The following is a 12,583-nucleotide window of genomic DNA, read 5'->3' on the forward strand; positions in this document are numbered from 1 at the left end:
AAATGTATCAGGTATTCAGCTTTGTGGATGGTCAGTTCAAGACTTCGCTCGAAAACTTCATCTCCTCCGGGACCTCGAACATCGCCAGCTGGGTCACCGGACCACTGACCGCAGCGCTGACGCTCCATGTCGTCCTCTATGGCTATCTCGTGCTGCGCGGCGCCGTCCAGGAACCGATCCTCGAATTCGCCTTCCGGGCGATGAAGCTAGCGATCATCGTCATGCTGGTGCGCAACGCCAGCGACTATCAGACCTATGTCACCAACATATTCTTCGACACGTTGCCGCGCGAAATATCGCAGGCGTTGAACTCCGGCGCCGTGCCCAGCGCCTCCACCTTCGACAGCCTGCTGGATAAGGGCCAGAAATGCGCTCACGAGATATGGTCTCGGGCCGCCTGGCCGGTTGATATCGTGACGGGCGTCGGCGGCATGTTGGTCATCGGCGCGAGCTTCCTTGTCGCGGCGATTGGCTACATCGTCTCGCTCTATGCGCGCTTAGCGCTCGCGATTGTGCTTGCTATCGGACCGATCTTCATCGCGCTCGCCATGTTCCAGCCGACCCGCCGCTTCACCGAATCCTGGATCGGCCAGCTCGCGAACTTCGTCATCCTGCAGGTGTTGGTCGTTGCAATCGGCTCGCTGCTGATCACCTGCATCGACACGACATTCACCGCAATCGAAGGCTACAGCGATGTCCTGATGCGGCCGATCGCGCTCTGCGCAATCTGCATCGCGGCTCTCTACGTCTTTTATCAATTGCCTGGCATCGCCTCGGCGCTCGCCGCAGGCGGCGCATCGCTGACCTACGGCTATGGCGCCGCGCGTGACGCCCACGAAAGCACGCTCGCCTGGGCTGCTTCCCACACGGCCAGGGCGATCGGCCGCGGAACGCGTGGCCTTGGACGTCGACTGACACCAAAGCGGACCGAATGACAGCCTCGCCATTCATGAAATTGAACAGGTTATTTTTAGATGATTCGTATCCTTTTGTCGCTTTTGCTGACCGTAGGCCTCACCGGCTGCGGCTCGATCTCCCACTCGCTTCCCAAATGTGACGGCTATTCCCGACGGCCGCTGAACCGCTCCATGTGGCAATGGGAAAGCGACCGAAAGACGGAGCAGTCGAGCATCGAGAAAGTTCCCGGCGAGCCTACGAGCCATACCGCCTCTTATGCGGAGGAGCCGGCTTCGACTGCGCCCGTCGCCTTCGCACATTTCGATGTCGCAGGCTCCTACCGGCCGTGTGAGGGAAAATGACATGGTGAGCACCGACAACCTGAAGAGCTACTTCGACAAGGCCCGCCGGTTCGATCAGGATCGGCTGATCCAGGTCGAGCGCTCTGCTCGCATCGCCTGGTTCGTCGCCATTTGCGCCAGCATTATCGCCGTCGTCTCCGTTTTCGCCATCGCGGGTCTCACGCCTCTGAAAACCGTCGAACCTTTCGTCGTGCGCGTCGACAATTCGACTGGTATCGTCGATGTGGTTTCCGCGCTGACATCGACCGCCGGCACCTACGATGAAGCCGTGACGAAGTATTTCGCGGCAAAATATGTTCGGGCCCGGGAAGGGTATGTCTCGAGCGAGGCCGAGGACAATTTCCGGACGGTGGCGCTGTTGTCGACTCAGCCGGAGCAGACCCGCTTTGCCGCGGTCTATCGCGGCAGCAATCCGGACTCGCCTCAGAATATCTATGGCCGGGGCGCAACGGCACGGATCAACGTCGTTTCCATCTCGCTAATCAACGCCACCGTCGCATCCGTGCGCTACATGCGAACCGTCACGCGCGGTGACGACGTGCGCACCACGCATTGGGTCGCGACGCTGACCTTCTCCTATGCCAACGCTCCGATGTCCTCGACAGATCGCCTGGTCAATCCCCTGGGCTTCGTGGTCAGCGAGTATCGCGCCGATCCGGAGGCCATCAATTGAGACTGCATTTCCTCGTCTCCCTCATGCTGGCCACCGGATTTTCTTCCGTTGCGCCCGCGCTCGACACTCCGCGCAGCGCTTCACAGGACAGCCGCGTCCGCTTTGTCGACTACCAGCCCTACAACATCACCAAAATCGTCGGCACGCTCAGATCGTCGGTACAGATCGAATTTGCCGCCGACGAGGAAATCGCCCACGTTGCGCTGGGCAACAGCGTGGCATGGGAGGTAGCGCCTGCCGGCAATATCCTGTTCCTGAAGCCCCGGGAAAACCAGCCGGTGACGAACGTGTCCGTCGTAACGACGCGGCGGGACGGTTCGACGCGCAGCTATCAGATGGAACTGACCGTCCGCGACGGCAGCGTCGAAGCCGGACAGAACACCTACTTTTATGTGAAATATCGCTACCCGGCGGATGAGGCAGCGCGCCGCAAGCAGGACGCCGTCGCTCGCGCCCAGGCGGCGCAGGCCGGGCAAGCCGATCGCGTCCTTGGGCTGCATGAGGCCTATGGGCCGCGCAACTGGCGCTATTCGGTGCAAGGATCCCAGGCGCTTGAGCCGCAGGCTGTCTACGACAACGGCAAGGTGACCACCTTCGCCTTCGTCGGCAACCAGGAAATGCCTGTTATCTACATGGAGAATTCCGACGGCACCGAAAGCCTGGTGCCGAAATCCGTCGACGGCAATCTTGTGCTGGTCCACGCAATCAGCCGCAAGTTCATCCTGCGCAGGGGCGATGACGTGCTCTGCGTCTTCAACGAGGCTTATGATCGTGTTGGCATCAACCCCGAGACCAACACGACGTCACCGTCGGTCGAGCGCGTCGTCAAAACGCAGCCCGATACAGCGCAATAGGAGATGTCATGGCCGAGGAACAGATTACCCAGATCCCTGGTGAGCGTGCCGAAACATCGACCGGTCGCCGGCTCGACAACAATCCGATCCTCAAGCGCGGCGCCGTCGCCCTGGCGATCGTTGTCTTCGTCGCCTTCGCCCTGTGGTCGATGCGCGGGCAGAATAAATCGGCAGATGGCGCCCCGCCGGAACGGGTCGTCATTCGCCAGATCTCGGATTTCGAGCCTGCCAAGGAGCCGGTCCAGCCAGTGACCACGTCGATGGAGGTCCAGCTTCCAACGCCTGTTGTCACCGAGCGGGCGCCCACCGACAATGACAAACTGCTCGACGCCGCGCGCCGTGCTCCGGTCATGGCCTATGGCGGCGAAAATACACCGACGGCGAGACGTCAGCAGGATGACGCAAACACGGACGCTTCTTCGAATTACGTCCCGCTCGGCAACAATTCGGGCAGCTTTAACGGGCAAGGCGAAAACGAGGACCAGCGCTTCAATCGGATGCTGACGCCGACACAACTGCAGGGGTCACGTGCTGGCACACTCGGCAATCGCGATTTCGTCGTCGCGATGGGCACCTCCATTCCCTGCGTTCTCGAGACGGCGCTTTCTTCCGACCAGCCGGGCTTTACCAGTTGCGTCATCAACCGCGACGTCCTGTCGGACAATGGCCGTGTCGTGCTGATGGAGAAGGGTACCCAGATCGTCGGTGAATATCGCGGCGGTCTCCGTCGTGGCCAGAAACGTCTGTTCGTCCTCTGGAACCGGGCGAAGACGCCGAAAGGCGTCATCATCACCCTGGCGTCGCCGGCGACCGATGCCCTTGGCCGTGCGGGTGTCGATGGTAATATTGATGTTCACTGGTGGGAACGCTTTGGCAGCGCCATCCTGCTGTCGATCGTCGGTGATGCGAGCTCCTATGCCAGCAACCGGCTGCAAGATAGCGATGTCGAGGCGCAGAATACCACCAGCGCCGGCGAGCAGGCAGCGGCGATTGCCGTGGAACAATCGATCAACATCCCGCCGACGCTCGAGAAGCATCAAGGCGAGCTCGTTTCCATCTTCGTGGCGCGCGATCTCGATTTCTCCAGCGTTTACCGGCTTCGTGTAACGGAGCCCCGCAACCGCGTCTACGACCGGGCTGTCTTCGGCGACTTCAGTCCGGCTTCAAGACTAGTCACGAAGTAGGTGCTCCGATGGCTGAAGCCGCTGACTCCGGTGTGGTGCGCGAATTGCTGCTGCCACTTTCACGGTTCCTTCGCGACAAGGCGCTCTATGAGGTTATCGTCAATCAGCCCGGGAAGGTCGTAACGGAGGGGACGAACGGGTGGCAGGCGCATGACATTCCGGAGCTATCCTACGACAGGTTGATGCGCCTTGCTCGCGCGGTCGCAAGTTTCTCCAGCCAATCGATCGATGAAACCCGCCCGATTCTTTCAGCGACCTTGCCCGACGACGAACGCATCCAGATCGTGATTCCTCCCGCCACGACGAAAGGAACCGTCAGCCTGACTATCCGCAAGCCCTCCTCAGTTTCGCTGAGCCTTGACGATCTCGACTATGGCGGATTGTTCGCCGATGTCGTGCGGGCCGAAAAAGACGGAGGCCGATCGGGTGAGAAGCTGTTGGAATACTATCGGATCGGCGCCTACAAGCAGTTTCTTGAGGAAGCGGTGCTTGCCCGGAAAAACATCATCATCTCCGGCGCGACGGGATCGGGCAAGACGACACTATCCAAGGCCCTGATCCGGTATATCCCCGAGAGCGAACGCATCATATCCATCGAGGACACGCCAGAGCTGGTGATCCCGCAGCCAAACCATGTCCGGCTTTTCTATTCGAAGGGTGGCCAGGGAATGGCCAGGATCGGCGTCAGGGACCTTCTCGAATCCTGCCTGCGTATGCGGCCTGACCGGATACTGCTACAGGAACTCCGCGACGGCACGGCCTTCTACTATATCCGCAACGTGAACTCCGGGCACCCCGGATCGATCACGACGGTCCACGCCGATTCCGCCCGCTTTGCCTTCGAGCAACTGACGTTGCTGGTGAAGGAATCGGAAGGGGGCGGCGACCTCGATCGTCACGACATTCGTGAGATGCTGACGATTGCGATCGACATCATCGCGCAGTGCAAACGGATCGACGGGCGGTTTCGGGTCACCGAAATCTATTACCGTGATGCAGTCACGGCGCGTGGGGCCGAACGAGACAACGGACCGCCGTCATGGAGACTCTGAAATAGCTTAGCGACGCAATGAGCCAGGCGGCCGAGATCAGTGCGCCTATCGGCATCACGCGAAACCAGATGGCCGTCTGGCGGAGCAGACCGCTGCCCGCAGCCGGCGGCGAGGCGGATGCCGGCCGGAAACGGTGAGGGTGGCGGACCTGGTTGGAGCGAGAGGGGGGAAGGGGCGTTCGTGGCGGGTTGAGGTTGCCGGGGAGAGGCTCCGGCCGATCCGTCACGGAGAAAACGACATGTCACAGGCCATTCAGAAAATCACGCTCAATGCCGGGCGTGACATCCCCTTCAACAAGCTCGTCCTCAGCCAGCAGAATGTGCGCAAGACCAAGGCGGGCGTCTCGATCGAGGAGCTTGCCGACGATATCGCCCACCGCGGACTGCTGACCAGCCTCAATGCCCGCGCTGAGCTCGATGCCGACGGCAACGAGACCGGCATCTACCGCATCCCTGCCGGCGGCCGCCGCTACCGCGCGCTTGAACTGCTGGTCGCCCGGAAGAAATTGACGAAGACGGCCGCCATCCCGTGCATCGTCAGCAAGGGCGACACTCTCGAAGCGGAGGATTCGCTTGCCGAAAACGCCAAGCGCGTCGATCTTCATCCGCTGGACGAGTTTCGAGCCATTATGACGCTGCTCGAACAGGGGCTCGACGAGGAAGAGATCGCCGCCCGCTTCCATATGTCGGTTGCGACGGTGAAGCAGCGTCTGCGGCTGGCTTCGGTCTCGCCGCGTCTCCTCGACCTCTACGCCAACGACGAGATGAAGCTCGGCCAGATCATGGCATTTTCGATCACTAATGATCATGTTCGCCAGGAGCAGGTCTGGGACACGATCTCACGGTCCCATAATCAGGAGGCCTATTATATCCGGCGGATGCTGACTGAGACGGCAGTGCGGGCCTCCGACCGTCGCGCCGTCTATGTCGGCATCGGCGTCTATGAGACAGCCGGCGGTGTCGTCATGCGCGACCTGTTCGAGCAGGACAATGGCGGATGGCTGCAGGATCCGGCGTTGCTCGAACAGCTCGTGCTCAAAAAACTGACCACTGAGGCCGAAACGCTGAAGGCCGAAGAGGGCTGGAAGTGGGTCGAGGCCGCCTTCGATTTCTCCTACGGCCACACCTCCGGTCTTCGCCGCCTCTACGGCCAGCGTGCCGAATACACCGAGGGTGAGCTCGCGCGGCATGACGCCCTGAAGGCGGAATACGACCGGCTCGACACGGAATACGCCGAGGCGGAGGACCACTCCGAGGAAACCGAAGCGCGGTTGGAGGAACTCGGCAACGAACTGGATGCCATCAATGATCGGCCCTACGTCTTCGACCCGGACGAGGTTGCCCGCGGCGGCGTCTTCGTTTCGCTCGCCGCCAATGGCGAACTGAAGATCGAACGCGGTTTCGTGCGGCCCGAAGACGAACCGGTGGTCGAGCCGAACAATGGAGATGATGGAGACGGTGTTGGTGAAGACGAGACCGACACGGTTGGGTCCTCGGGGAACGGCGGCATCTCGGTCAATGGCAAGCCTGTCGGGGTCGAAGAACCGGAAGAAGACGACGGCAAGGTTCGTCCGATTTCCGATCGCGTCATCGAGGATCTGACGGCCACCCGCACCGTTGCATTGCGCAATGCGCTCGCGAACGATCCCGTGATGGCCTTCATCGCCGCCCTGCATGTCGCCGTCCTGAAAATCTTCTACAGATACGGGGCTGACTCGTGCCTGGAGATCACGCTGCAACACACCGCGTTCGGCCAGACGCTGGGGCTTGGCGATACGGCCTGGGCAAAGGAGATCGAACAGCGGCAGGAGTCCTGGGGCTACGACCTCCCCGGAAATGCGGACGAGGTCTGGAACTATCTGATCGCGCTCGACGACGCCAGCCGCATGGCGCTGTTTGCCCATTGCGTCTCGCTGTCGGTGAACACGACCGTCCAGGCGTGGAACCGGCGGACGAAGGAAAACGCCCACGCCAAACAGCTGGCTCGTTCGCTTGGCTTCGGCATGGTAGAAGTGGGCTGGACGCCGACGGTCGACAACTATCTCGGCCGCGTGACCAAGGCGCATATCCTGCAGGCAGTCCGCGAGGCGAAGGGCGAACAGTCGGTGCAACTGATCGATCATCTGAAGAAGCCCGACATGGCGCGCGAAGCAGCCCGGCTGCTGGAAGGCAGCGGATGGCTGCCCGAAGTGCTACGGCTCCCGGCCGGCCAAACCGCCGCTATCGAAGACAACGTCGCCGAGAGCGCCGATGTCGATCTGCCAACCTTCCTGACGGAAGCTGAGGAAGCCGGAGAAGCGGCTGCCGATCCGAGCGATGACGGCGGCGAGCATCTCGACGCCGCCGAATAATCGCCCAAACCTTCGTTCGCGGAAGCCCGGATGCTGCGCCGGGCTTCTCTGTTTTCAGGGAGCGCCGTCAGGCCTGCTCACACGATTGAAACGACTTATAGCCTGCTGACATTGCAACGACCCGCCGTCTGCATCTGTCTTTCGGCGCACGCCGGAAAAGGGGCTGTTACGGTTAGCCGGAAAGGGAAGAGCGGGGCTGGGGAGAGGGGCGAGGCCGGGTCGCGGAGAGAGGGCTGCCCGACCTCAACCCTTTGCCTCTCTGGAGAAAGATCAATGTCGATATCCGAAGTTCCTCCCCAAACCGCCTCCATCGTCCCTGACGAGCGCCGCCTGGAATTCCTGCCGACCTTGTTCGGGCGCTCTTTGGTGATGATCGGCGAAAACGCAGTCTATAGTCTCATGGAGCGTCTCAGCCCCCTCGATTATGGTGGCGGTTTCTGGGATTTCTACGAGCTTGAGGGCAAGCCGCTGTTTCTTGCCCCCAGATCCAAAACCCGGTTGCGCATCACCGGCGAGATCACCGGGTTTCAGGGGGAGGTCTCGGCGGAGGCTGCCGGAATCATCGCCACGCTTTTTGCCTTCTCGCATCTCTCTTTCCAGCATCAATCCGAGCATCTCTCGGAAGGCTATGGCCGCCTCTATACCTATTCGGCTGACCACCCCGAAGCCGCGGAGATCTTCCAGGCGATCGATTGATCCGTTGCCCTGCGTCGCCCTCGGGCGGCGCGCTTGTCTGTCCTGCCCGGATTGCCCTCTCGGCCAGGTCTTCCGGCCGCAATTTATCGTCCATCTCACCAGCCCGGTTGTCGCAAGAGCGGTCAGCCGGGCCCCTCGTTTCAGGAGACTTCATCATGAACACCGTGATTCCCAACCCGCGACCGACATCATCCGGATTCAAGGTCGATATATCCCGCGGCGAACGTATCGGCCGTGTTTCGTCAGAATGGTTTTCGCGCCCTGACGACGAACGCTATCTGTCCCTTTCCGATTTGCATCGCGCCGTCAGCGGCAGAACGGATCGAGCGCGCGTTCGGACGGTCGAGACCGCGGAGATCCGCGTCGAGGCGACCCGCGACAATGCCGAGCGACTATCCCTAATCGCTCCTGGCGGGCGCGAGCCCTTGGCCCCGACGCACTGGAGCTTCGGTCAGCTCTGCAGCCTGGCCAGTGCACCGGCGAGCTATATGCGCCAGCTACCCGCCCCGCTGGCGGCAATCAACCTCCAGCACGGGCTCCTCAACCACAATGCGGAAATGGTCAAGACCCTGGAGATGGACGACGGCCGCCTTGAACTACGGGCGGTGACCGGTCCCGAATATGGCCGGATCTGGGATAAGGATTTGATCGCCGCCATCATGAAGATTGCTGGCAATGGCACGGGCGACACGATCTGGAAAGTTCCCGGTCTGCTCGACTGGTCGACGATGACCCACAATCCCTTCGTCGACATCACGAAGGATACAACAACACTCTACGCAAGCGATCGCGACGTGTTCGTGTTTCTTTGCGACGACACCCATCCGATCGAGGCTGGGCGACTGCCGAATGGCGAACCCGATTTGTATTTCCGCGGCTTCTATGCCTGGAACAGCGAGGTGGGTTCGAAAACACTCGGAATTGCAGGCTTCTATTTGCGGGCAGTGTGCGCCAACAGGAATCTCTGGGGCGTCGAAAACTTCGAGGAGATCACCATCCGCCACTCGAAATTTGCAGCTCAGCGTTTTGCCCATGAAGCCGCCCCGGCGTTGACGAACTTCGCCAATTCCTCGCCCGCGCCGTTCATTGCCGGCATTCGCGCTGCCCGTGAGCGCGTCGTCGCCCGAAATGAAGACGATCGCTCGGAATTCCTGCGCAAGCGCGGCTTCTCGAAGACCGAAACCGGCAAGATCATCGAGACTGTTCTTTCCGAAGAGGGGAGACCGCCCGAGTCTATTTTCGATTTCGTGCAAGGCATCACCGCGCTCGCGCGGGGGAGGACGCATCAAGACACACGGCTCGAACTCGAAGGCAAGGCGAAAAAACTGCTTGAAAGCGCCACCTGAAAGCGTCGCCTGACCGTCGGCTCGGCTCGCATGCGGAGGGGAGCCCATATCGCGCCTCAAGGCGAAGCGATATTTCTCGATGGATGAGTGGTTCCCAAGCCGATGTAGGATGCGATCAAGCGCTGGTGTCGGCTGTCCGGCGCTCCTCTTTTCTGCCACTGCTTCAGGGCCGAGCAGGCGCCGCGGTATTATCCTCTCCCGTCGCCTGTTCGGCGGCGAGCTGATCGCCGGCCGCTTGCAGATCGACCTTTTCCCAGATCGACGGTTCTCGCCGGGACAGGCGACGCCGGTTCTTGATCTCCACGACGAACGGTTTCTTCTCAGGCTCATGACAATCCGCTGCACCGACAAAGTTTCGAGAAGGTCGACGTGCTCTTATTCGCTCCGTCCTGCCAATTGGCACATGTGCGGATCAAGGCAGGTGGGGGATTTCGCCGTCGGCCACTCGCCAGACCCAGGGTGTAATCTCGGGCCGCGCCTCGATCATGTCTGCAAGCGCTTGCTCATAATCGTCTCCGGCGCTTGCCGGCACGATGAACATCGCCACGGAAGCCGGTTTCTGTTCCGGCAATGTCACCGATACGATCGGCGCATCGCGTGGCAGATTGAAACGCAATCCTTTGACGCTCTTTTGCTTGAGGTGGCTCAGCTTTTGCAGAAGCCGCAGCTCGTGAATATCCTCGAACGGCAGCCAGTGCTCGTTGACCACCATCAGGGCAACCTCTTCGATCGTTGCAATGCCGGCAGCCGAAACGCCGAAGGTGGCGACGACAATCAGATGGAATGCCTCGTTCGATCGCCACAGTTCGAGCTCCGTCTCATGGCGCGCGGCGAGCCGCCGCCATGCGCCCTCCTCGATCATCAGTGGAAAGGGCATGTGCCGCAGGACGATCCTTCGCCCCTCGCGCGCCGCGGAAAACTCCTTCACCTCGGCCACGATCATCATCAGCTTGCGCGGACCCGTGCCGGTCGCCTGGATGCTCTTGAGCGCCGCCGCGCGCCGGGCGGCGATCCCATCCTTGTCGTCGGCATGAAAGACTTCCGGTACAAAGAGCATTTCGCTCAAGGCCGCGCCTCTTGCCGTCATTTGACCGGCCGCATTGAGAAGGCTTGCCCGTACCCGACCCCAGCCACGTTTGCCCGACCAGGCCGAACGCCATTCGGTCAGTTCACCCGCTTCCCAGAGATAGTGCAGCATCGCCCGCAGCGACAATTTCCTCGGCTCGCTGCGGATACCATGTTCGGACGATTCAGCCGGTGCACTGGCGGCGGCGCGAGGCCCGCGCTTCGTTAGCGTAAAGTCCAGTTTCAGGCGGGCCTTGCCGTTCGCATCGATCTGGATCGCGTTCCCGATCAGTGGCCCAAGGCCGGAAAGCTCGTAAGGCGGCTCATAGGAAGGGCAGGCAGGATCGTGATCGCGACCCGAAAGCGGCATCCGCTTGATAAGATGCTGATCTTCGAGCCGCGCGATATACATTGGTGCCGGGGGCGCCTTGCACATGCACATCGGCCGCAGCCGTTGCTCGTAAGCCTGCTCGAGGACAGCCCCCAATTCAGGCGAGGATTCCTCGACCACCCGATCGCCAATCGTGAATGTTCGCACCTCTATGTCTCCCCGTTCCTAGAGGACGCTACACGGTCACCATGCGTTTTACTATCGCAAATTCGTCAGTAATATCCTGCGATATCGCTGAAACCCGCCTCCGGGGAGATGCAGTTTCCGTCTGCGCAGGCAGTCAAGGGGGGCATCGGAGCCCCGCGGCGGAGAGAGAGCCAACGAGGACGAGATGTTCATCGAGGGCGTGGTTTCCAGCCCCTCCTGACAGTTAGGGCTGCCCGTTTCGGCAAACTCACCTTTACCGTTATCGAGCGCCATCGCGCTGTCGATGTCGCTGGTCGGACATGATGGAGGCCATAGCCATGCTCTCCGCCTCGGACTTGGCGGATCGTCTTGCGCGCGATGCCGAGGCGGTCTGCCGTCACTACCTCTCCGCTGGCCATCGGGCCGGCAATTACTGGATCGTCGGCGATGTCGCCAACAGCAAGGGCAAGTCGCTCTATGTGCATCTCACCGGCCCTCGCAGGGGTCGATGGGCGGATGCAGCGACAGCGCAACATGGCGATCTGCTCGATCTCGTGCGGGAAACCTGCGGGCTTGTCGATTTCCGCGACGTCGCCGATGAGGCGAGGCGTTTCCTGAACGAACCCCGGTCCGGTCCGGCCGAATCCAAATTGGCATTTTTGCGCAGTGACGACTCTCTTGACAGCACGCCGGTAGAAAGACCGGCTGGAGAACGTGCAAGACGCCTGTTCTGTATGACGCAGCCGCTCTCCGGCACGCTGGCCGACAGCTATCTGCGCCGGCGCGGCATCCTGCGCGCCTCGTTGCATGCCGCGCTGCGCTTTCATCCGTCCTGCTATTATCGTGACCTTGTGACCGGCAGGACGACCAGCTATCCGGCGCTGATCGCAGCCGTGACCGATCGCATCGGCACGATCACCGGCGTGCATCGCACCTGGCTTGACCCGAACGGAGACGGAAAGGCGAGGGTCGACGATCCCCGCCGCGCGCTTGGCGGGTTGCTTGGCAATGCGGTGCGGTTCCGCTTTCCCGTCCACGGCCCGGTGCCGGTCATGATCGCGGGCGAAGGTCTCGAAAGCATCTTGTCGCTCTCGCACGTGATGCCCGGCATGCCGATGGTGTCGGCCCTGACAGCCAATCACCTTGCCGCCTTCCGGCCGCCAGCCGGATGCCAGCGCCTCTATGTTGCCGGCGACGCGGATGCCGCCGGCCGGCATGGCATTGAGGGATTGAGCCGCCGGGCGCAGGCGCTCGGCATCCTTCCGCTGGTCTTGACGCCGGAACTCGGCGACTTCAACGAGGACCTGCGCCGGCTGGGAGCTGACCGGCTCATGACAAATCTTCGGGCACAGCTCGCACCGGAAGACGCTCAAGCCCTTCTGCCCGCGTGATGCGACCGTCAAACGAGGCGAGGGTCGGCGCGCCGTGGCGGGGAAGGCCGGCACTTGCCGGTCACCGTTCAATTGACGCGCGCCCGCGGGCCTGGCGAGAGGCGACCCTTACCACACGGCGGGCGGGTCTTCAGCGGGTCAGTCAGCTTTCTTCCCCTGTCGGACCGCAGAGCGGTCCGACATTCCTCGCGGCTCA

At 61.6% G+C, this 12,583-nt stretch carries 12 protein-coding genes; 10 read left to right on the plus strand and 2 right to left on the minus strand.

Annotated elements, in window-relative coordinates; translation table 11 throughout:
- Positions 1 to 2: 2 nt before the first annotated feature.
- The 9 genes from H4W29_RS29535 to H4W29_RS29575 all read left to right on the plus strand — a co-directional run bounded on the left by H4W29_RS29535 (position 3) and on the right by H4W29_RS29575 (position 9,414).
- Complete coding sequence (locus tag H4W29_RS29535) at positions 3 to 935, plus strand: TrbL/VirB6 family protein (RefSeq protein ID WP_192732313.1); 933 nt, start codon at positions 3 to 5, stop codon at positions 933 to 935.
- Positions 936 to 974: 39 nt separating this feature from the next.
- Positions 975 to 1,259: a hypothetical protein gene (locus H4W29_RS29540; protein WP_192732314.1), complete on the plus strand. Its 285-nt coding sequence runs from the start codon at positions 975 to 977 to the stop codon at positions 1,257 to 1,259.
- 1 nt (position 1,260) lies between these two features.
- The gene (locus H4W29_RS29545; RefSeq protein WP_192732315.1) at positions 1,261 to 1,932 is read left to right on the plus strand and encodes a VirB8 family type IV secretion system protein; all 672 of its coding nucleotides are present in this window, start codon (positions 1,261 to 1,263) and stop codon (positions 1,930 to 1,932) included.
- Positions 1,929 to 2,786, plus strand: coding sequence for a P-type conjugative transfer protein VirB9 (virB9, locus tag H4W29_RS29550; RefSeq protein ID WP_192732316.1), 858 nt, complete (start codon positions 1,929 to 1,931; stop codon positions 2,784 to 2,786). The genes H4W29_RS29545 and virB9 overlap by 4 nt, the downstream gene beginning before the upstream one ends.
- 8 nt (positions 2,787 to 2,794) lie before the next feature.
- On the plus strand, positions 2,795 to 3,970 hold the full coding sequence (virB10, locus tag H4W29_RS29555; protein WP_192732317.1) for a type IV secretion system protein VirB10: 1,176 nt from the start codon (positions 2,795 to 2,797) through the stop codon (positions 3,968 to 3,970).
- A gap of 8 nt (positions 3,971 to 3,978) precedes the next feature.
- Positions 3,979 to 5,022, plus strand: coding sequence for a P-type DNA transfer ATPase VirB11 (gene virB11 / locus H4W29_RS29560; RefSeq protein ID WP_192732318.1), 1,044 nt, complete (start codon positions 3,979 to 3,981; stop codon positions 5,020 to 5,022).
- A 238-nt stretch (positions 5,023 to 5,260) separates the two neighbouring features.
- Positions 5,261 to 7,372: a ParB/RepB/Spo0J family partition protein gene (locus H4W29_RS29565; RefSeq protein WP_192732319.1), complete on the plus strand. Its 2,112-nt coding sequence runs from the start codon at positions 5,261 to 5,263 to the stop codon at positions 7,370 to 7,372.
- A gap of 273 nt (positions 7,373 to 7,645) precedes the next feature.
- On the plus strand, positions 7,646 to 8,068 hold the full coding sequence (locus tag H4W29_RS29570) for an antirestriction protein (protein ID WP_192732320.1): 423 nt from the start codon (positions 7,646 to 7,648) through the stop codon (positions 8,066 to 8,068).
- Between the two features lie 155 nt (positions 8,069 to 8,223).
- Entirely contained in the window at positions 8,224 to 9,414 is a 1,191-nt protein-coding gene (locus H4W29_RS29575) for a DUF932 domain-containing protein (RefSeq protein WP_192732321.1), read from the plus strand.
- 163 nt (positions 9,415 to 9,577) lie between these two features.
- Here the strand turns inward: H4W29_RS29575 and H4W29_RS29580 are convergent, their stop codons facing one another.
- Entirely contained in the window at positions 9,578 to 9,718 is a 141-nt protein-coding gene (locus H4W29_RS29580) for a hypothetical protein (protein WP_192732322.1), read from the minus strand.
- A 108-nt stretch (positions 9,719 to 9,826) separates the two neighbouring features.
- Positions 9,827 to 11,017 (minus strand): DUF1173 domain-containing protein, encoded by a 1,191-nt coding sequence (locus H4W29_RS29585; protein ID WP_192732323.1) that lies wholly within the window; start codon positions 11,015 to 11,017, stop codon positions 9,827 to 9,829.
- 317 nt (positions 11,018 to 11,334) lie between these two features.
- Here H4W29_RS29585 and H4W29_RS29590 point away from each other — a divergent pair, with 317 nt between their 5' ends.
- Positions 11,335 to 12,387, plus strand: a complete 1,053-nt coding sequence (locus tag H4W29_RS29590) for a DUF7146 domain-containing protein (protein WP_192732324.1) — start codon at positions 11,335 to 11,337, stop codon at positions 12,385 to 12,387.
- Positions 12,388 to 12,583 lie beyond the last annotated feature (196 nt).

The organism is Rhizobium viscosum, assembly GCF_014873945.1.
Classification (GTDB): domain Bacteria; phylum Pseudomonadota; class Alphaproteobacteria; order Rhizobiales; family Rhizobiaceae; genus Rhizobium; species Rhizobium viscosum.